Source organism: uncultured Porphyromonas sp. (genome assembly GCF_902489635.1).
Taxonomy (GTDB): Bacteria; Bacteroidota; Bacteroidia; order Bacteroidales; family Porphyromonadaceae; genus Porphyromonas.
In genome coordinates this window covers 91,805-112,029 of the sequence record NZ_CABUAN010000002.1, presented here as the reverse complement: position 1 = coordinate 112,029, position 20,225 = coordinate 91,805, and the positions used below count along the sequence as shown (strand labels likewise).

The following is a 20,225-nucleotide window of genomic DNA, read 5'->3' as shown; positions in this document are numbered from 1 at the left end:
TGACCTAATCTCGGGTCGATTTCTTTTCACTCTGCAAACTTAAAGTAGGGACGCACGGAGAGTGTCTAGTCGGAGGCGTCCGTTGTGTCAAAACGATACGACTAACATCTCAACAGGTTACTCGCGAAGCTTGCGTATTAGACGCATCTTATTCTGCTTTGCCTCTTCCGATTGCTCCGAAATATGTACATTTGCACTTGGATGTCAAAGAATCCTTTTTCAGCCCCCATCTTTACACAAACATGAAACTACTAATCACTGGCGGAGCAGGCTTCATAGGCTCCAACCTCTGCGAGCACTTCCTCCGTGAAGGACACACCGTCCGCTGTCTTGACAACTTTGCGACGGGCAAGCCCGCCAACATCCTACCGCTTCTAGCTGCCTATCCCGACCGCTTCGAGCTCATCGTTGGCGATATACGCAAGCTAGACGACTGTCGCAAGGCGGTCGACGGTATGGAGTATGTGCTGCACGAAGCAGCCCTAGGATCTGTTCCTCGATCTATCAAAGACCCGATCACGACCAATGAGGTCAACATATCGGGCTTCCTCAATATGCTCGTGGCTGCACGCGATGCGGGCATCAAGCGACTAGTCTATGCGGCCAGTTCGTCGACCTATGGCGATAGCGAGAAGCTCCCCAAGGTGGAGGAGGTGATCGGTCGCCCCTTGTCGCCTTATGCCATCACGAAGTACGTTGATGAGTTATATGCTGATGTCTTCGCGCGTACTTATGGCGTTGAGACGATCGGGCTACGCTACTTCAACGTGTTCGGGCGTAGGCAAGATCCTCACGGAGCTTACGCTGCGGTCATCCCGCTCTTTGTCAAGCAGCTGATGGCTCACGAGGCACCCGTCATCAATGGCGATGGCTCCTACAGTCGCGACTTCACCTATATAGATAATGTCATACAGATGAACGAGCGTGCACTGACGACCACCTCTCCCGAGGCGGTCAACCAAGTGTACAACACCGCTTTCGGAGAGCGCACCACACTCAATCAGTTGGTCGACTACCTCAAGGAGAACCTCTCCAAGCATGACCCCGCCATTGCGGCCATCGAGCCTAAGCATGGTCCCAATCGTGTCGGTGACATACCGCACTCACTAGCCTGCATTGACAAGGCTAAGAGACTACTAGGTTACGACCCTAAGTACTCTATGCGTCAAGGCTTAGCCGCTTGCTGTGACTGGTACTGGGAGAACCTGTAGGCTGGCTGTTGGCTGTTGGCTGTTAGCCATTAGCCGTTAGCTTTTAGCTAACACCCCACCAAACGTAAATCCAAAACAATCGATAAAAGATGAATGCTCTAAAAGAAGCCAAAATAGCCGTTATCGGACTAGGCTACGTAGGACTACCTCTAGCCCGACTCTTTTCCACTAAATATACAACCATCGGCTTTGACCTCAACGCCAAGCGCGTCGAGGCTCTGATGGCGGGACACGATGCCACCCTAGAGGTCTCTGACGAACTTCTCCAGTCTGCCTTGGACAACGGATTTCGCTGTACCTCAGACATTGAGGAGATACGCTCTTGCAACTTCTACGTTGTAGCCGTGCCGACCCCCGTAGATGAGAACCACAACCCGGACTTGACTCCCCTTATTGGAGCCAGCACAACCATCGGCAAGGTGATCTCCAAGGGCGACGTCGTGGTCTACGAGAGTACCGTCTATCCAGGCGTCACGGAGGACGAATGTATCCCAGTCGTCGAGCAAGTGTCGGGACTTAAGCTCAACGTGGACTTCTACGCAGGTTATAGCCCTGAGCGTATCAACCCAGGCGACAAGCAGCATACCGTAGAGCATATCAAGAAGGTCACCTCTGGCTCCACACCCGAGGTGGGGGAGTATGTCAACGCTGTCTACAGCTCCGTCATCACTGCTGGTACCCACCTAGCATCTAGCATCAAGGTGGCTGAGGCAGCTAAGGTGATTGAGAACTCACAGAGAGATATCAACATAGCTTTTGTCAATGAGTTGGCGAAGATCTTCGATCGTATGGGCATCGACACGCTAGAGGTGCTAGAAGCTGCCGGCACTAAGTGGAACTTCCTGCCTTTCCGCCCAGGACTTGTCGGGGGACACTGCATCGGTGTCGATCCTTACTACTTAGCTCAGTGTGCGCAGCGGTATGGCTACAATCCTGAGATCATCCTCGCTGGTCGGCGTATGAACGACGGTATGGGAGCTTATGTCGCTGAGCAGGTGGTCAAGCTGATGCTCAAGCGGGGTATACAGGTGCTGAACTCTAACGTGCTGGTGCTAGGCTTTACCTTCAAGGAGAACTGCCCCGATGTGCGCAACACGAAGGTGATCGACATCGTCAAGACGCTCCGCGAGTACAATGTCAACGTCACCATCCACGACCCCTGGGCCAATCCTGAGATCGCACAGCGTGAGTATGGTGTGGAGATACACAACGAACTCCCCACGGCTCGCTACGATGCTGTCATCCTAGCCGTCTCCCACAGAGAGTTCGAGGGTCTCGACCTCGACAAGCTCAAGGCCGACAACGCTGTCGTCTACGACGTCAAGTCATTCCTCCCGCCCCACACTTACGACCAGCGACTGTAACACGCCTTCTGAGCCACTCTATATTATGAAGATCGCTATAGCTGACCGCAAAGGCAGTTTTTCAGACTACTGGATTAAATACTGCGAAGAGCATAGTATTCCCTACAAAGTTGTGAATCCTTATGACACAGACATTGTAGAGCAGGTTAGTGATTGCGATGCATTTATGTGGCATCACCATCATGCAAACTTTAGTGATACCCTCTTCGCCAAGCAGCTACTATTCTCCCTCGAGCAGGCCGGCAAGGTCGTCTTCCCCAACTTTAGAACAGGTTGGCACTTTGATGACAAGGTGGGGGAGAAGTACCTCTTTGAGGCTTTAGGGGTGCAAGCTGCCAAGTCATGGGTATTCTATGATAAGAAGAGTGCCTATGAGTGGATTGAGACGACAGACTTCCCTAAGGTGTTTAAGCTAAGAGGGGGAGCTGGCTCAGCCAATGTAAGGCTAGCACGCTCCGCTAAGCAGGCGAGGAGATTTGTTCGCAAGGCTTTCGGGCGGGGCTATCCCCCCTCTAATCTTCTCTTTTCTGCAAAGACTCAGTGGCAGAACTTCCTCAAGGGCAAAGGTCGCCTTTATGATGTCGCTAAGTACATTGCTCTCTATCTCTTCCCGAAGCTTAAGGGAGGACACTTACTGCCACGGCATAAGGGCTATGCTTACTTTCAAGAGTTTATCCCTAATGAAGGGTTTGACTATAGATTGGAGATTGCAAACAATAAGGCAATAGCTATGGTGCGTATGTGTAGAGAAGGTGACTTCAGAGCTTCTGGAGGGCATGATGATAGATATGACGCATCCCTAATTCCGCAAGACGTTGTTGAGTTTGCCTTTGAGTGCTATGATAAGCTAGAAGTACAGTCCGTAGCTCTCGACATTGTCAGAGAGAAGGAGTCTGGAGAGTTATATCTGATAGAAGTATCCTATTGCTACGGACTGGATGAGGATGAGTTTGAGCATGGATACTGGACTCGTGATGGAGAGCATCATCGTGAGCCGTTTAATGGCGTATACTGGATGATGGAAGAAGTTATCAAAGCTGTCTCGTATAGTAAAGAGGGTACAGCATGAAAACATTTGATGTCATAGGTTACCCCATCAACTTAGGTTGCGATAAAGATGGCAACGAGTTAACCCCGTCTATTCTTAGGCGGGATGGTTGCTATACCTCCGCTAAGCATCAAGTGAATGACTTGGGCGACCTACCCTGCACGCCAAGGGCTGCCGTCATGGAGGAGAAGTATGCTTCACATCCTAAGATCAAGTTCCTCAATCCTATCTTAACAGCATCCCGTCCCTTGGCTGAGCGGGTCCTGCATTCGATAGAGCAGCAACATATTCCCCTATGTGTGGGAGGTGACCATGTGATGGCCTTCGGTAGTATCGCAGGTGTTGGTCTAGCTAAAGGAGCTGACAACTATGCCGTTATATACATCGATGCACATGGAGACTTCAATACGGAGGCTAGCTCCTCAACGGGAAACATGCATGGCATGCATCTCTCCTATCTTATGGGGTATGGAGAGGCTGATATCGCTAATTTTTGGGGAGTAAGCCCGCTCTTAAAGCCTCAAAACATCTACTTCTTGGGAGCTAGAGCTTTAGATCCAGGAGAGATAGAGATGGCCGCTAAGCTCAATATGTACGTCCGTAGCTCTGAGCAACTCAACGCATCAGATCCCACAGAGGTTATCGTTGATATCCTCTCTGACATCAAGAGCAAAGGTATCGACCATATCCATCTCAGCTTTGATGTGGATGTAGTTGATCCTAGATATGCTCCTGGTACGGGAGTCCCAGAAAAGAATGGCATCACGCCAGCTCTTGCGTATACCCTCGTTCGACAGGTTGTACAGTCGGATTTAGTTAAGTCAATTGATCTGGTAGAGCTTAATGCCAATCTAGATCAAAACCGCATGACCGAAAGAATCATGCAACAAGTATTGAGTATCATACTAGAAGAGTAAGGAGAGCTACACCTTGATTTAGAAAAACCTAGTCAATGGAGTTACTGACAAGAGTTAAGAGCCCTCTTAATAAAGAGACCAAGGTTGTTGCTGGCAACTTTCTCTCCCTTTTTTTGTTGAAGGGGATAGACTTTCTTATTCCACTACTCACGCTACCCTATCTACTTCGGGTCATCGGAAATGATGGGTATGGGCAGATTATGTTTGCTCTTGCGCTGATTAACTATTTTATAGGCTTTGCTTACTATGGGTTCAATCTTACAGGAACAAGGTTTGTAGCAGCCAACAAGGGGTCTAAGATGCGCCTGCAGTATATCTATACGGTGGTTAACTCGACAAGGTTGTTTCTCTGCTTTGTTTCATCGATACTCATTATTGGACTGGTATTCAGTATTCCTTCGTTTAGAAAGTATGCGACTCTCTATTTGCTATTTACACCGATGATATGGGGCGGAGCTCTCCTTGCGGACTGGATGTATCAGGGAATAGAGCGAATGAAGTACATTGCTATTCTAAACACAGGAGTTCGTCTCATATTTCTTATTATCGTCTTTGCTTTTATTCATGGGCAAGAAGACCTTTGGGTGTATCCTCTCTCTCTCTCTGTAGCCTATATAGCGAGTGCTTTTATTAGTCATAGATTGTTACGACGACTGCTCGGGTTGAAGTTCAGACTATGTTGCTTTAAGCATGTCTCAAAGAGGCTAAGGGTAGACTTCCCAATCTTTATAAACCAGTTTGTGCCAACCCTGTACAATAACACGAGCGGATTTATCCTTGGACTGGTTGCACCCATATCAATGGTTGGCATCTATTCTGCCATCAAGAAGGTGGCAGATATCTTCGTGACCCTAACAGATCTCTTTACAAGAGCGATATTCCCAAACATTGTACGTAATCAGCAGAAGTTCAATCGCTACAGTAGGGGGATGATAGCGATAGGACTCCTCTACTGTCTACTCCCCGTTGTCTTCGCTAAGCTTGTTTTTCTCTATCTAAATATGCCCTTAGAAGGGAATATGGCTATCTTGGCAACACTAATGGTTGGTGTCTTTGGAGTTGTTCTCTATGATGTATATGGTGTCAACTACTTTATAGCTAGAGGGCAAGATAAGGTTGTCATGAGAAATACACTTATAGCATCTCTCGTTGGGTTAATCCTAGCATATCCCTTGATTGGCTACCTGGGAATAATTGGAGCTTCTATAAACTTAACGCTATCAAGACTCTTAATGGGGACGGGGATGTTTATTAGATACTCCATAAAAAAACTGTCAAACCAAAGGCTCGTCGGAGTATGAAAAAGAGATTTGCATCTCTTATTTGTAGCACCTTATGGATGTCTGTCTTAGGTCGTCAATTGAATAATCCTGCCCAATAAATAGAAGATCACCAGCAGTATGCAATCCCAACTATCTTTTTTTTCTGTCGCAGACGTTTTGTCTCTTGTCTTCTTTTGGGGGATAGCTCTTTTGCTCAGCAAAAGGGTCCGTGGAGGTAAAAGACTCTTTTCCTTACTTACGCTACTTCATTTTGCTATGACCTTGTTCTACTATTTTTATAGTCTAAGGTTTCCTAATGGTAGTGATAGCACACGATATTATTTGATCACTCTTGAATTTCAAGGAGACTGGATTGACATCCTTGATCTTCAATTCGCCACGAGCAGTATCTATTTTATTTGCTCCCCCCTAGTACATTTATTCGGACTCCACTATTTGGGGTGTTTCATCATATTCTCTCTTATAGGCTTAATTGGCTGGACTCTTATTTTAGAAGTCGCTCTAGATCTAATCAAACCTTTTAGGACAAGTCGATGGACGTATCTACTACTTCTACCACAGCTTCACTTCTGGACTTGTGCCATCGGTAAGGACTCAATCTGCTTCTTGCTTATATCTCTGATTATTTATGCTTGGCACTTCAAGAGACCATTGTGGCTCATATTGTTAGCGATAGTACCTCTAGCTATAATCAGAGTCCACGTGGCAGGGGTTGTTGCTGTGGCTTTTTTTCTCGCCGCTCTGTTATCAAAAAGGAGGTACAACCTATTCACAAAAGTACTTATCGCTACTATCTCTATAATTGGTATAGCATTCACATTCAATAGATTTCTTGAGGCTACAAAGTCTGAGAGTCTCTCGGATGTCGCTAATTATGCAGACAGCTTTACCGAAACTTATAGTGATACAGGAACATTTGTAGACCTAAGTAATTCTCCAATCATTGTCAAGATGGGAGCTTACCTATTTCGTCCATTGTTCTTTGATGCTAGAAACGTTTTGACCCTTGAAGCTTCCGTTGAGAATCTTATTTGGATTGCGTTTGTTTTCACAATGCTAGCCTTGCTCTTCAAACGCAAAAAACGCTTTTCGATAGATTGGGGACAGCTCGGATTCCCACTCTTATCAGCCCTATTCCTCCTAGTAGGACTTTCTTATGGTTTGTCTAACCTAGGTATTGCAATGCGCCAAAAGACTATGATATTTCCATTCCTATTGTATGGATTGTTATACCTAACGACACTAAGTCGCACATCAGATGTACGCATTAAGGGTATATCCGAACTCAGACGATCTGTATGAAAGAATCGTCCTCTCTTTGATCAAGAACTAGAGCACAGGAGAATCGACAACTTTATCGCAAATATAGAACTAGCAGTAAGCAAATGAATAGGCGCAGCTGCTTGTGATGTTAGACTCTGAGAGGCACTATATATTGTCAGTCAAAGATGAAAGCTCTAAGCTCTGTTACAAACTCAAATCGAACATACAAACAGCAATAGACACATCCCTTACTATGAGACAGATATTACTGATTCTACCGACAGACTCTTTGAAAGGTGGTGCAGAGACGGTACTGCATCTCATCGCAAAAGAGCTTGCGACAGATAGTGATACGCAGATAACCATTGCTTTTTTGACAGCCCGGATATACCATGGATGGGATCGTTTGGGAGAACTGCCCAACGTATCGCTCATCTTCACTCAGTCACAAAGCGTGTGGCGCGGTATGCCCAAACTTATACTAAACCTCATACGTCTTCGTGGGCGCAAGTTTGATATCTGCTTTACCTCACATACCGATATGACAGGGGTTGCTGGGCTATTGAAGCGACTTCATGTACTTTCTATCCAAACTTTGGTGGCTCGTGAGAGTTGCTCCGTGTTTTTGAGGTATAAGAGACCTCCTCTTCGCTTCAGGATACATCACGCCTTGGGGTACCCTGCCATCAATCTATTGATCTGCCAAACGCAAACGATGAAGGAGCAGTTTATCCAAGGAGCTCCTCAATTAGCCAAGCGTATTCAAGCGATTGAAGTACTACCCAACCCGATTGACCTTGCACAGATCAGCGATGCGGCTCAAAAGAGTGTGCAGACATGCTTATCCCCCTCATATCGCTATATCGTGGCTGCAGGTAGACTAATCCCTATCAAAGGATATGATCTGCTGATCAAAGCCTTTTCCTTACTTCACAAGGAGCCTCAATTTGAAGATACTCGACTCGTGATCCTAGGAGAGGGTGCAAGTCGTCAGACCTTAGAAACACTCATACAGGAGCTGCAATTGGAGCATGTCGTAGAGCTAAGGGGAAATGTAGAGAATGTTTATCCCTACTTCCGTCAGGCTACACTATGTGTCGTCTCTTCGCTACTAGAGGGCTTCCCCAATGTACTCTTGCAGATGATGAGTCAGTGTGATCGTGTCGTCTCTACTCTCTGCGCAGGAGGTATTGATACGATAGATGGAATCTTAACTTGTCCGCCCAATCAGGTTTCATCTTTATATAAGGTGATGAAAGAGTCGCTGGAAGAGGAATCTGTAGCTGAGAATCGATCGTTATTTAACCGAGAGCTAAACGAACGCTCGATCACGCTCTTTATGCAGAAGATGAATGCTCTAATAGATAGGCTCAAGTAAAACTGACGTATATAACCTCGTTTTTGGTCATGCAAGCGAAGACAACAGAGAAGATTAAGATCCTGAGAGTGGTAACGAGCTCGATCTCTTTTAAGTTGATAGATGGACAAGCTCAGTTTATGCAGCAGCAGGGTTACCAGGTCATCACAGCCTCAGGGGGGCCCTTTCCAAAGGAGGGGATAGCACAACTAAAAGGAGTGCGATTTATTCCACAGCCTCACCTAGTCAGACCTATTAGTATCAAAGAGGATCTCTTAGCTCTCCGAGATATGATCCGGCTCATTCGCAAAGAGCGCCCTGACATCATACACTCTCATACTCCTAAGGCTGGACTGATGGGTATGCTGGCTGGCTGGTTGTGCCGTGTGCCTATACGCATACATACTGTGGCGGGGTTACCGTTGCTTGTTCATAGAGGATTCAAGCGCAAGGTCTTAAACTTGGTTGAGCGAATTACCTATAGATGTGCCACCTATGTCTACCCGAACTCACATAGGTTACGAGACACAATTATCTCTCTAAAGCTAGCATCACCAGACAAGCTAAGAGTAATTGGAGATGGGAGTTCCAACGGAATTAATGTGCAGCACTTCTGTAAGGCGCTATTTGCCGAAGAGCTTGTAGACCCGATTCGCAAGCAGCTGGGTGGAAGCTTCACCTTTATCTTTGTGGGACGGATCGTGAGGGACAAGGGAATCTGTGAACTGGTGGAGGCGTTCACCCGTCTGCAGCAAGAGCACCCCGATGCTCGCTTGCTACTCGTAGGGGGCTTCGAGCAGAAGCTGGACCCACTACCTGAGGATGTCTATCATACGATACAGAGTCACCCAGCTATCTACTGTGCAGGGTGGCAAGATGATGTGCGCCCTTGGTTTGTTGCGGCGGATGCACTGGCTTTTCCCTCTTATCGGGAGGGCTTTCCAAATGTTGTGATGCAAGCTGGTGCTATGGAGCTTCCCTGCGTTGTCTCCGACATCAATGGTTGCAACGAAATCATCATAGAGGGAGAGAATGGGCTGATCATACCATCTCACGATGCTGCAGCACTATATCAGGCCATGAAGCGTATGATGGAGGACAAAGCTCTCTACACGCACTGCCAGCAGAATGCTCGCCCTCTGATCGCCTCACGCTATAAGCAGGAAGATGTGTGGCAGGCAACGCTAGAGATGTATCGAAGCTTGACAGGGGATGCTAAGTAGCCACTTCGCGTAGATTTTAGACTATAACAGTTTGCACTGGAAGCGTTATCTTTGTAGAGGCTCGAGCCTGCCTAATAACGAATATGATCTATAGGAAGTATATCAAGCGCATATTGGACTTCATAGGAGCTCTCATTATGCTGATTGTGCTGTCGCCATTGCTACTGGTAGTGACGGTGTGGCTGCACTTTGCCAATAAGGGTGCAGGAGCGTTCTTCACGCAGGAGCGCCCAGGCAAGGATGAGCGAATCTTTAAGCTCTACAAGTTCAAGAGTATGACCGATGAGCGAGATGCGGAGGGCAATCTGCTCCCCGATGGGGAGCGGCTTACGTCCGTTGGTCGCTTCATCCGCAAGACCTCGCTCGATGAGCTACCTCAGCTATGGAATGTCCTTAAGGGGGATATGAGCTTCATCGGACCACGACCGCTCTTGGTACAGTATCTACCACTATATAGTGCATCACAGCGGCGCCGCCACGAAGTGAGGCCTGGCATTACGGGCTGGGCACAAGTGTCTGGTCGTAATGCGATAAGCTGGGAGAGAAAGTTCGCCCTGGACGTTTGGTACGTAGATCATCTCTCTTTTCGTCTTGATTGTATTATTATATGGCGTACCATCGTCAAGGTCTTAAGAAGAGAGGGAATCAGCTCTGCTAGCTGTGACACCATGGAGCCATTTGAAGGATAGAGAGACTATGAAGGATATTGTAATAATCGGAGCTGGAGGACTGGGGCGAGAGATCTTAGGACTTATACAATCTATCAATAAGGAGGAGCCTCGGTGGCGTGTCAAGGGATTCTACGATGATGGGGCAGAATGCGGGAAACTTATTCATGGACTGCCCATACTGGGCAAGGTGGAGGCTCTCAACGCTCAGCAAGAGGCTCTTGATGTAGCAATCGCTATTGGCGACTCAAACACAAGACGCAAAGTCTATGACGGACTTAACAAGCAGCATCTCTCATTTCCTGCGCTGATCAGCCCCGATGCTACGATCCTAGACGAGGAGAGTGTCTCTATTGGTGAGGGCGTTCTCTGCTGTGCTGGGACGATCCTCACTTGTGATATAACTATTGGAGCTTTTACGCTGCTGAACCTGTGCTGTACGGTCGGGCATGACGCTGTCATAGAGCCTTTCTGCTCTTTTATGCCTTCAGTAAACATCTCTGGGGAGACTCATATCGGAGCGGAAGTCTACATGGGTACAAGCTCTTCGATCATCAATCGTATCTCCATAGGAAAAAACACAACGATAGGAGCAGGAGCTGTAGTGACAAAAGACATTCCTGCAGACTGCGTTGCTGTGGGGTGCCCCGCTCGTCCTATCAAGTTCAAGTCGTAGATAGGGCGATTGGGGCTATTGGCTGTTAACGATTGGCTGTTAGCTACTGGCGATTGATGGGCTAAAAGCTAACGGCCAAAAGCCAAAAGCTAATCTCTAGAGATTTCCTCTCGAGGGGGCTTGGGATCAGCCCCATTTTCATTACATTTGTAGGCAATTAAATCAGAGCTAATAGGTATGGGACAGAAGATTTGGCTCTCACTCGCTGAGATGGGAGGACGAGAGCAGGAGTTTATACAAGAGGCGTTTGACACCAACTGGGTGGTGCCTCTGGGACCCAATGTGAATGGCTTCGAGGAGGACTTGACGCGTTACCTCGGAGCGCCAGGCAAGCATGTCGTAGCACTCAGTGCTGGCACAGCTGCACTGCACTTAGGGCTGGTCATGCTGGGCGTGGGGCGTGATGATGAGGTGATCTGTCAGAGCTTTACCTTCTCAGCCTCGGCCAACCCGATCACTTATCAGGGGGCTAAACCTATATTCGTCGATAGCGAGCCGGACACGTGGAATATGTCTCCCGACCTACTACGTCAAGCCATCGAGGATCGCATAGCTCAGACAGGACGCAAGCCTAAGGCGATCATACCGGTTCATCTGTATGGCATGCCCGCCAAGATGACCGAGATACTAGCGATCGCTGAGGAGTACGATATACCTGTCCTCGAGGATGCTGCCGAGGCGCTCGGCTCTGAGTACAAGGGGCACAAGTGCGGTACGCTAGGTCGCTACGGAGCACTCTCTTTCAATGGTAATAAGATGATCACCACGTCGGGTGGTGGCGCTCTGATCTGTCCCAGCGAGGAGGCGGCTCGACGTGTTCTCTTTTACGCTACGCAGGCTCGTGACAATGCGCCACACTATCAGCACACGCACATCGGTTACAACTATCGTTTGAGCAATATATCGGCGGGTATAGGTCGTGGGCAGATGCTCGTCCTCGAGGAGCATGTGGCTAAGCGTCGGCACAACCATGCCCGCTACTGCGCCCTGCTTGCGGACTGTCCTGGCGTCGAGGTGAAGTGCGCCCCCACGGAGGAGTACGATAGCAACTACTGGCTCACCTGCGTCTTAGTGGATCCTGATAAAGCGGGCTTCACCCGTGAGGATCTGAGGCTCCAGCTGGAGGCTGAGTCTATCGAGAGCCGTCCGCTATGGAAGCCGATGCACCTGCAGCCTGTCTTTGCAGAGGCACCGCGCTATGTGGATGGTACGAGTGAGGGGCTCTTCGACAGGGGGCTCTGTCTGCCTAGCGGCACGCTAGTGACGGAGGAGGATCTGCAGCGGATTGTGGCTGTGATCCGCAGTTTGGGCAGGTAAGCGGACGGTTACGATGCGTCGCAAGGCGTAGATCTGTGGAGACTGAGCTCCCCGTAGATCTACGCCTTCTTCGTTTGTGCATAGGTGCGCTCGTTATTTGAGCCTGTTGACTTTTGCAACAGCCTCCGTTTAGGGTTGGCCTGCTACAATAATTTAAGGTTGGTTACGTATCGACACGGTGCTGTGTCGGGGAAAAGTGATTTCCACGTGGAGATTTTGAAATCTCCACGTGGAGAATAAAAAATTCTTCGGAGGAATCAAATGAAACTTCGGAGGAATGAAATGAAACTTCGGAAGAAATGAATCACGCCCACGTGGAAAATAAAAAATATCCACGTGGAGATTTGAGATTTTCCACGTGGAGATTCGAGAAAGGATGGGATCGGACGAATTTCCCTGTAAAGAGATGTAAAGGTGTTGGTCGCTGGCTGTTGGCTGTTAGCTGTTAGCTGTTGGCGATTGGCTGGAGCTATCAGAGTGATCGGAGGTGTCGGAGTGATCGGAGAGAGTCGTCTTGGCTGGTTCGGGGACGGACGCACGAGCCGTGCGTCCCTACATCATCGTTACACGTTACGGGCGGCCCTACAAATCGCGACACGTCACGTGCGGTCCTACAAATCGCTATACATCACGTGCGGTGAGTGCCTGGCTTGTTATTTGTGTAGTAGCTGAGGATTTATTACTTTTGCACCGATAAGTAACTTCACAGAATAGACAAATAGTATATGGCTACAACAGCTGACTTTCGCAATGGCATGTGCCTAGACATTGATGGGCAGTACTACTTCATCGTAGAGTTTCTCCATGTTAAGCCCGGCAAGGGTCCTGCATTCGTTCGCACGAAGCTGCGCAATGTTGCTACGGGTCGCATCATCGACAAGACGTGGAATAGTGGTGTCAAGGTAGAGGAGGTGCGCATCGAGCGTCGTCCCTATCAGTATCTCTACAATGATGATATGGGCTACCACTTTATGCACCCTGAGACATTTGACCAGATCGCTATCAATGGCGAGCTGATCGAGGGTGTCCGCTTCCTCAAGGAGGGCGATATGGTCGAGGCAATGGTACATGCTGAGAGCGAGACAGTGCTGACCTGCGAACTACCGGCACACGTCGATCTGCGCATCAGTCATACGGAGCCTGGTATCAAGGGCGATACAGCGACCAATAGTCTCAAGCCGGCTACCGTCGAGACGGGCGCTGAGATCCGCGTGCCACTCTTTATCAATCAGGACGATGTGGTCACGGTAGACACGCGTGACGGCTCTTACGTAGGGCGTGTCAAGGAGTAAGCGACACTAGCACATATTCCTCAAGCAGTCGCCCCGTACCGCAGAGAGGCGATGCTGCAGAAGCCGTGTAGTTCTACCGATCAGAGCTGCATGGCTTCTCCGAATATACCGCAGGAGACTATTGCATAAAGGCAAATCGCTGTGTTGCTTTCGGGATTCGGCTTCGGTCACATACGGATGTATGCTCCCTTCAGACCTCACCCTCAGTGCCTTGCGCTTCATCCTTTCTGCAAAGTCTAGACAATCTTGCTTGCAAGATTGTGAGACTATTGACTTTTGCAAGAGTCTCCGTAGAGGTGACACTATAATATAATATGAGTCAGATGCCCCGTCAGGCTGGGATAGCCGTTCCCCTCTTTAGTCTGCGTCGCCACGGCGATGCGGGCTGTGGTGACTTTGCCGCTCTGGAGGCCTTTGCGCCAGTGGCTGAGCGGATGGGGATGAGCATCATACAGTTGCTCCCGCTGGAAGACACCACCCTCTATGGCGATAGTCGTGACTCTTATCCTTATCGCCCGCTAGCCTCTACGGTCCTCAATCCGATCTACATAGCGGTGGATCAGCTCCCCCCGCTGGCGGATCAACAGCTGGAGCAGGAGCTACGTGCGGAGGCTGAGCGGCTGAGTGCGCAAAAGGCCTTCGACTATACGGCGGTGTGGCAGCTCAAGCGACGCTGGTTGTGGGCCTCCTTTACGGAGCAGGTGGACGCTTCGCCATACTTCACCGATATGATCAATCGCTATGCTGGGTTGACGCTCAGGAATGCCCCTTTTAAAAGCACCCCCATCTGGCACTACTGGGTCTGCATGCGAATGGCGCTAGACCTATTGCCCGACCTCAATCGTGAGGAGTGGGACTTCTGGGATGCGATGAAGCGGGTCAAGGAGCTGGAGCAGGAAAACAAGCGTTTGGTCGTCTGTACGGGTAATTTCTACGCTTACTGCTACATGGTGGCGCAGCGACAGATGCGCCGTGCCGTGGCAACGATTCGTCAGCACGGGCTAGCACTCATGGGAGACCTGCCCGTGGGGGTAGATCCGCATGCAGCGGACACGATTGCTTATCCACGCAAATTTAACAAGCGGCTCTCCTGCGGAGCTCCTCCCGACTACTTCTCTCCGGACGGGCAGAACTGGGGTATCCTAACCTGTCGCAGGAACTGGAGAATGCTATGGCAAGAGCGCTTTGACTATCTAGAGCGTTTCTACGATTACCTGCGCGTGGATCATGTGCTGGGCTTCTTCCGTATGTGGTCCATACCACGGGACGGGCGCTCTGGGATGCTGGGCTACTTTCTTCCCTCACGACGCTACTTGAAGCGTGAGATCGCCAAGCTAGGGCTCGCCGAGACGCTACGACCGGAGTGGATAGCGCCGACCAAAAATCCTGCAACGACGCAGGTCCTTTGGATCGAACGTCTCGATGCGGGCTACGTGCCGCGCTACGATGTGGCGAGTACTGCGCCCTTTGCAAAGCTGTCGCCCGATCTGCAGGAGCGTATGCGAGCTGTCTGCGAGGAGTATTACTACGGTGGCAATGAAGAGCTGTGGCGCGAGCGTGGACTGGAGCGTCTAACCTTCCTGAAGTCCTTGACTTCAATCCATCTTTGTGCCGAGGATCTAGGGATGGTCCCTCAGTGTGTCTACCCTGTCCTAGAGGAGCTTGGCATCCTCAAGCTATACGTGGAGCGCATGCCAAAGAGTGCCGGTATCGAGTTTGAGGCGGCACCCTACTTCTCCGAGGATAGTGTCGGCACCACCTCGACGCACGACTGTGCCCCACTACGCCTCTGGTGGGCGGAAGACGAGGCTCGCTCTCGTCGCTACTACGATTACTTCCTCACTGACTACGGCGTCCCCTACGATACCACGCTCACGCCCGAGCTGGCTGAGATCATCGTGCGCCGACACTTAGAGAGTCCCTCACGACTCTGCATATTGCCGCTGCAAGACTGGCTAGCTCTGAGCTCTGAGCACTGCGCCATGGTCGATCCTCATAGCGAGCAGATCAACGACCCGAGCAATCCCCATCATGTCTGGTGCTATCGTATGCCTAGCCATGTCGAGGAGCTCCCAGACGACTGGATACGACAGCTTCGCCAGATGATCACAGAGACGCATCGGCTGTAAGCGTGTCGCCTCACTTTTATCCCCAAACTGCTAACAATAATCCCCCCTACATATACCCTATGCGAAAGCTTAATACAAAAGAGATCAAACAGCTCACGGAGCAAGGGTGCCAAGCGCAAGACTGGTCCTTGGTGCGCGTTCATAAATACTTTGATGCTAGTCGCTGTCAGCAGGTGCACTTCATCGGTAAGTGCGAGATAGGCGACAATCGTGGTGGTCGCCCCTCTGAGGAGGAGCCGAGCTACGACGAGCCCTACCGCCTGGCGCATGCTAAGCTGGTCAACTGTACCATCGGCGACCGAGTCATCATCGACGGCGTGCGGGACTGCATCTCGCATTACGACATCGGTGACGATGTGGTGATCCACGACATAGCAGCTCTCAAGGTAACGGGCGAGACCTCCTTCGGCAATGGCACCCACGTCGAGGTGCTCAACGAGACAGGTGGTCGTGAGGTCCCTATCTGCGACATCCTGACCGCTCAGACCGCTTATATGCTGGCGATGTATCGCCATGACAAGGATCTACAAACGGCACTCTCTAAGCTCGTCGAGGAGTATACAGCCTCCGTGCGGTCGGAGCGTGGTACCATCGGTGAGTCTTCTCAGATCAGGCATTGCGGTCTTATGACCAATATCAAGGTGGGCCCCCACAGCTCTATCATCGGTGCCTCGGTGCTAGAGAATGGTTCGGTCAATAGTACGCCGCTGAGCCCTACGAAGGTTGGCTATGGGGTGATCTGTCGGGACTTTGTCTTTTCTGCTGGCTGCGTGGTCGCTGACGGCTCCAACGTCTCTCGCTGTTTCGTCGGTCAGGGTTGCTCGGTGACCCACCTCTTCAGTGCGCACGACTCGCTCTTCTTTGCCAATTGTCAGTGCGAAAACGGGGAGGCTTGTGCCGTCTTTGCGGGGCCTTTTACCGTCACGATGCACAAGAGTAGTCTGCTGATCGCTGGTTACTACTCCTTCCTCAATGCGGGCAGTGGCTCTAACCAGAGCAACCACCTGTACAAGCTCGGCCCCATTCACCAGGGCGTCGTAGAGCGTGGTAGCAAGACCACCTCCGACTCCTACATCTTGTGGCCTTCGCGCATCGGTGCTTTTAGCCTGATCATGGGGCGTCATGTGGATCATATTGACTCGTCAGACTTCCCCTTCTCCTATATTATAGAGAATGACAACCAGACCTACCTCGTGCCAGGCACCAACCTGCGTAGCGTCGGTACCATCCGTGATACTAAGAAGTGGCCTAAGCGTGACAAGCGTCACCCGGACGAAAAACTCGACTGCATCAACTACAACCTCCTCTCGCCCTATACGGTCGGTAAGATGTACAAGGGGTGGCACAAGCTCAAAGCGCTGGAGACGCACCTCGGCAGCTCCAATGCGACCTATATCTATCACGACATGCACATCCGTCACAGCTCCCTCGTCAAGGGGTGTCGCTACTACGAGATGGGTATCGTCAAGTTCCTCGGCAACTCCCTCATCCAGCGCATTCAGGACCAAGCACCCAAGAGCAAGCGTGAGCTAGTTACCTGCCTGCCGCCCACCAGCAATGAGGGGCTCTCGGACTGGCTCGACCTAGCGGGTATGATCGCTCCACGTCGCCTCGTGCGCAATCTGATCAAGCAGATCAAAGAGGGGCAGCTCAAGACGCTCGACGAGGTCAACGTCGCCATCCGCTCGATACATAGTCGCTACTACGAGATCGAGTGGCACTGGGCATACGATCTGCTCTTGCGTTGGTACGACATCGCCGCCAAGGATCTGACCGTAGAGCGAGCCATACAGATCATCCAGGAGTGGCAAGAGACTGTCATCGAGCTAGACGAGTATCTGCTCAAGGATGCTCACAAGGAGTTTGAGATGCTCACGCAGGTCGGCTTCGGCATAGACCTCGACGGCGATCACAACCGTCGCATCGACTTCGAGCAGGTACGTGGCAACTATGAGGACAATGCCTTCGTCGCAGAGGTGCACGACCATATACGTCGCAAGAAGCTCCTCGGCGAGACAATCCTCGCGCAGATCGACGCGCTGCCCGAGTGAGATTTAGAGATTAGAAGTTAGAGGGAGAGGGGACTAGTGGCTCTAGTGTCTAATCTCTAACTTCTAATCTCTAACCTCTAATTTCTAATCTCTAACCTCTAATCTCTAATTTCTAGCCTCTAATCTCTAGCTACGGGGTAAAACGTGGAGCCGTGTGTTTCTATTTTGTACCTTTGCGACTAGATTATCTCAACCAATCTGGTATAGACATGAAGAAACTCTTACTGATATCCAACTCCGCATCTCAGGGGCAGCCCTATCTGGGCTACGCTGCCGAGGAGATCGGTCGCTTCCTAGGTCCCGTGGCTCAGGATGTACTCTTTGTCCCTTATGCCGCTATCACCTATAGCTGGGATGAGTATGTAGCTAAGGTTAATAATGCACTTGGTGGCGTTGGCGTCAATGTCACGGGTCTGCATACCTACGATAAGCCGCTACAGGCTATCGCCTCTGCACAGGCTATCATGGTGGGTGGCGGCAATACATGGGCACTTCTCAAGCAACTACAAGATATGGGTGCTATGAAGCTCATCCGTGAGCGTGTCCTCGAGGACGGCATCCCCTACGTGGGCTGGAGCGCTGGCTCTAACCTCGCCTGCCCGACGATCATGACGACAAACGATATGCCTATCTGCAATCCCGACACGACGCAGGCGCTGGGGCTGATCTCCTTCCAGATCAATCCGCATTACCTCGATGCACATCCTGAGGGACATGGTGGCGAGACACGCGAGCAGCGTATTCGTGAGTTTGTCAAGTACAATCCCAACTGCGACGTCCTAGGTCTGCGAGAGGGAAGTATGCTCCATATCACGGGTGACAAGATCACGCTGTGGGGAGAGCGTACGGCTCGCCTCTTTAACTATCCCACCTTCTACGACAATCCGCTAGAGATAGAGCCTGGAGTCCTCGCGTATAGCGAGAAAAAGTAGCTTACGAAATCTGAAGTGATGAAGGATATCCCAAGCTTTACCATAGATCACGAGCGTCTCAAGCGTGGTGTCTATGTCTCTCGTCGTGACCTCGTGGGTGATCAGGTTGTGACCACCTTCGACATACGCATGAAGGCTCCCAATCGTGAGCCTGTCCTCGACCTGAGTGCTCTGCATACGATAGAGCATCTCGTAGCGACCTATCTGCGCAATGATCCCGAGTGGGGGAGTCGTATCATCTACTGGGGACCGATGGGTTGCTTGACGGGCAACTACCTGATTATAGTCGGAGACCTTAACCCGCTAGATATAGCAGACCTGCTCCGTCGTGCCTTTGACTTTGTAGCGCACTACGAGGGTGCCGTGCCTGGCGTGGCACCTCGTGACTGTGGCAACTACAAGCTGCACAACCTAGAGCTGGCACGTGAGGAGTCACGACGCTATCTAGAGGAGGTGCTAGAGCATCTAGATGACTCAAATACGCACTATCCTCAATAACAGAAGAGGGGGTACGCTCGTCTCATAGAGTGGCACCCCCTACACACACTTAACAAGTAACGATCGAATGAAACCTACACTAGTCATTATGGCTGCTGGCATGGGCAGTCGCTATGGCGGACTCAAGCAGCTAGACAAGTTGGGACCGGCGGGTGAGAGTATCATGGACTACTCTGTCTTTGATGCAATCCGCGCAGGCTTTGGCAAGGTAGTCTTTGTCATACGTCACGCCTTTGCCGAGCAATTCAAAGAGCAGGTGCTACAGAAGTATCAGAAGGCTGTCGACACGGCTGTCGTCTATCAGGAGATAGACTCTCTGCCCGAGGGCTTTACCGCTCCTGCTGAGCGTACTAAGCCGTGGGGTACGAATCACGCCTTGATGATGGCGGCACCTGAGATCGATGGTCCTTTTGCGGTGATCAATGCTGACGACTTCTACGGTCGTGAGGCTTTTCAGACGATGAGTGACTATCTCTCTCAGTTGCCCGCTGATAGTCGTGGTGCTTACTGTATGGTCGCCTACGACATCGAGAGTACGCTCACAGCTGAGGGTAGTGTGAGCCGGGGCGTATGTAAGGCTTCGCCCGAGGGCTACCTGATGCACATCACCGAGCATAAGAACATTCACGAGAATGAGAATCACGAGATAGTCAGCATGCACGACGGCAAGAAGCTCTCCATAGCTCGTGGTACACTCGTATCGATGAATCTTTGGGGCTTTACGCCAGACTACTTGGAGCACTCGGAGAGGCTCTTTGCGGACTTCCTCAAGGAGCATGGTAATGAGCCTACGTCGGAGTTCTTTATCCCGACAGTCGTCGACACGCTGATCCGTCAGGGACTGGCGCAGGTACAGGTCTTGAGCACCGATGCCCGCTGGTTTGGCGCGACCTACGCCTCTGACCGTGATATGGTCATAGAGCATCTGGCGAAGCTGACCGACGCAGGAGAGTATCCCTCACCTCTACTCTAGGACAAACTCTCCCTCTACTTATG

The 20,225-nt window shown here is 50.6% G+C and carries 16 protein-coding genes; all 16 read left to right on the top strand.

Features of this window, described 5'->3' with window-relative positions; all coding sequences use genetic code 11:
- Nucleotides 1-242 precede the first annotated feature (242 nt).
- The gene (locus RDM37_RS00960) at nt 243-1,211 is read left to right on the top strand and encodes an SDR family oxidoreductase (protein WP_025884136.1); all 969 of its coding nucleotides are present in this window, start codon (nt 243-245) and stop codon (nt 1,209-1,211) included.
- A gap of 89 nt (nt 1,212-1,300) precedes the next feature.
- A complete protein-coding gene (locus tag RDM37_RS00955) occupies nt 1,301-2,575 on the top strand; it encodes a nucleotide sugar dehydrogenase (RefSeq protein WP_308554376.1) in 1,275 nt (424 codons plus the stop codon).
- 25 nt (nt 2,576-2,600) lie between these two features.
- Nucleotides 2,601-3,644, top strand: a complete 1,044-nt coding sequence (locus RDM37_RS00950) for a hypothetical protein (protein ID WP_308554374.1) — start codon at nt 2,601-2,603, stop codon at nt 3,642-3,644.
- A complete protein-coding gene (locus RDM37_RS00945; RefSeq protein ID WP_308554372.1) occupies nt 3,641-4,540 on the top strand; it encodes an arginase in 900 nt (299 codons plus the stop codon). The genes RDM37_RS00950 and RDM37_RS00945 overlap by 4 nt, the downstream gene beginning before the upstream one ends.
- A 35-nt stretch (nt 4,541-4,575) precedes the next feature.
- Nucleotides 4,576-5,841, top strand: a complete 1,266-nt coding sequence (locus RDM37_RS00940) for an oligosaccharide flippase family protein (RefSeq protein WP_308554370.1) — start codon at nt 4,576-4,578, stop codon at nt 5,839-5,841.
- Between the two features lie 1,498 nt (nt 5,842-7,339).
- Nucleotides 7,340-8,464 (top strand): glycosyltransferase, encoded by a 1,125-nt coding sequence (locus RDM37_RS00935; RefSeq protein ID WP_308554368.1) that lies wholly within the window; start codon nt 7,340-7,342, stop codon nt 8,462-8,464.
- Nucleotides 8,465-8,493: 29 nt separating this feature from the next.
- Nucleotides 8,494-9,666: a glycosyltransferase family 4 protein gene (locus RDM37_RS00930; protein ID WP_308554366.1), complete on the top strand. Its 1,173-nt coding sequence runs from the start codon at nt 8,494-8,496 to the stop codon at nt 9,664-9,666.
- Nucleotides 9,667-9,752: 86 nt separating this feature from the next.
- A complete protein-coding gene (locus RDM37_RS00925) occupies nt 9,753-10,355 on the top strand; it encodes a sugar transferase (protein ID WP_025884122.1) in 603 nt (200 codons plus the stop codon).
- Between the two features lie 7 nt (nt 10,356-10,362).
- Entirely contained in the window at nt 10,363-11,010 is a 648-nt protein-coding gene (locus RDM37_RS00920) for a NeuD/PglB/VioB family sugar acetyltransferase (RefSeq protein WP_308554363.1), read from the top strand.
- Between the two features lie 177 nt (nt 11,011-11,187).
- Nucleotides 11,188-12,327 (top strand): DegT/DnrJ/EryC1/StrS family aminotransferase, encoded by a 1,140-nt coding sequence (locus RDM37_RS00915; protein ID WP_308554361.1) that lies wholly within the window; start codon nt 11,188-11,190, stop codon nt 12,325-12,327.
- A gap of 725 nt (nt 12,328-13,052) precedes the next feature.
- Nucleotides 13,053-13,619, top strand: a complete 567-nt coding sequence (gene efp, locus RDM37_RS00910) for an elongation factor P (RefSeq protein WP_293964568.1) — start codon at nt 13,053-13,055, stop codon at nt 13,617-13,619.
- A gap of 314 nt (nt 13,620-13,933) precedes the next feature.
- Nucleotides 13,934-15,748 (top strand): 4-alpha-glucanotransferase, encoded by a 1,815-nt coding sequence (locus RDM37_RS00905; protein WP_308554359.1) that lies wholly within the window; start codon nt 13,934-13,936, stop codon nt 15,746-15,748.
- Between the two features lie 59 nt (nt 15,749-15,807).
- Complete coding sequence (locus RDM37_RS00900) at nt 15,808-17,799, top strand: DUF4954 family protein (protein WP_308554357.1); 1,992 nt, start codon at nt 15,808-15,810, stop codon at nt 17,797-17,799.
- A gap of 209 nt (nt 17,800-18,008) precedes the next feature.
- A complete protein-coding gene (gene pepE / locus RDM37_RS00895) occupies nt 18,009-18,731 on the top strand; it encodes a dipeptidase PepE (protein WP_025884355.1) in 723 nt (240 codons plus the stop codon).
- Between the two features lie 18 nt (nt 18,732-18,749).
- Nucleotides 18,750-19,229: an S-ribosylhomocysteine lyase gene (locus RDM37_RS00890; RefSeq protein WP_004331765.1), complete on the top strand. Its 480-nt coding sequence runs from the start codon at nt 18,750-18,752 to the stop codon at nt 19,227-19,229.
- A gap of 67 nt (nt 19,230-19,296) precedes the next feature.
- Nucleotides 19,297-20,202 carry a sugar phosphate nucleotidyltransferase gene (locus RDM37_RS00885; protein ID WP_296952210.1) on the top strand — a complete coding sequence of 302 codons (906 nt, stop codon included), beginning with the start codon at nt 19,297-19,299 and terminating at the stop codon, nt 20,200-20,202.
- Nucleotides 20,203-20,225: the final 23 nt, after the last annotated feature.

Excerpts from the sequence above, each read along its gene's own strand:
- RDM37_RS00940 (WP_308554370.1), top strand. The coding sequence starts at position 4,576 with ATGGAGTTACTGACAAGAGTTAAGAGCCCTCTTAATAAAGAGACCAAG.
- RDM37_RS00885 (WP_296952210.1), top strand. The coding sequence starts at position 19,297 with ATGAAACCTACACTAGTCATTATGGCTGCTGGCATGGGCAGTCGCTAT.
- RDM37_RS00900 (WP_308554357.1), top strand. The coding sequence starts at position 15,808 with ATGCGAAAGCTTAATACAAAAGAGATCAAACAGCTCACGGAGCAAGGG.
- RDM37_RS00905 (WP_308554359.1), top strand. The coding sequence starts at position 13,934 with ATGAGTCAGATGCCCCGTCAGGCTGGGATAGCCGTTCCCCTCTTTAGT.
- pepE (WP_025884355.1), top strand. The coding sequence starts at position 18,009 with ATGAAGAAACTCTTACTGATATCCAACTCCGCATCTCAGGGGCAGCCC.
- efp (WP_293964568.1), top strand. The coding sequence starts at position 13,053 with ATGGCTACAACAGCTGACTTTCGCAATGGCATGTGCCTAGACATTGAT.
- RDM37_RS00920 (WP_308554363.1), top strand. The coding sequence starts at position 10,363 with ATGAAGGATATTGTAATAATCGGAGCTGGAGGACTGGGGCGAGAGATC.
- RDM37_RS00935 (WP_308554368.1), top strand. The coding sequence starts at position 7,340 with ATGAGACAGATATTACTGATTCTACCGACAGACTCTTTGAAAGGTGGT.
- RDM37_RS00945 (WP_308554372.1), top strand. The coding sequence starts at position 3,641 with ATGAAAACATTTGATGTCATAGGTTACCCCATCAACTTAGGTTGCGAT.
- RDM37_RS00960 (WP_025884136.1), top strand. The coding sequence starts at position 243 with ATGAAACTACTAATCACTGGCGGAGCAGGCTTCATAGGCTCCAACCTC.
- RDM37_RS00950 (WP_308554374.1), top strand. The coding sequence starts at position 2,601 with ATGAAGATCGCTATAGCTGACCGCAAAGGCAGTTTTTCAGACTACTGG.
- RDM37_RS00955 (WP_308554376.1), top strand. The coding sequence starts at position 1,301 with ATGAATGCTCTAAAAGAAGCCAAAATAGCCGTTATCGGACTAGGCTAC.
- RDM37_RS00930 (WP_308554366.1), top strand. The coding sequence starts at position 8,494 with ATGCAAGCGAAGACAACAGAGAAGATTAAGATCCTGAGAGTGGTAACG.
- RDM37_RS00890 (WP_004331765.1), top strand. The coding sequence starts at position 18,750 with ATGAAGGATATCCCAAGCTTTACCATAGATCACGAGCGTCTCAAGCGT.
- RDM37_RS00915 (WP_308554361.1), top strand. The coding sequence starts at position 11,188 with ATGGGACAGAAGATTTGGCTCTCACTCGCTGAGATGGGAGGACGAGAG.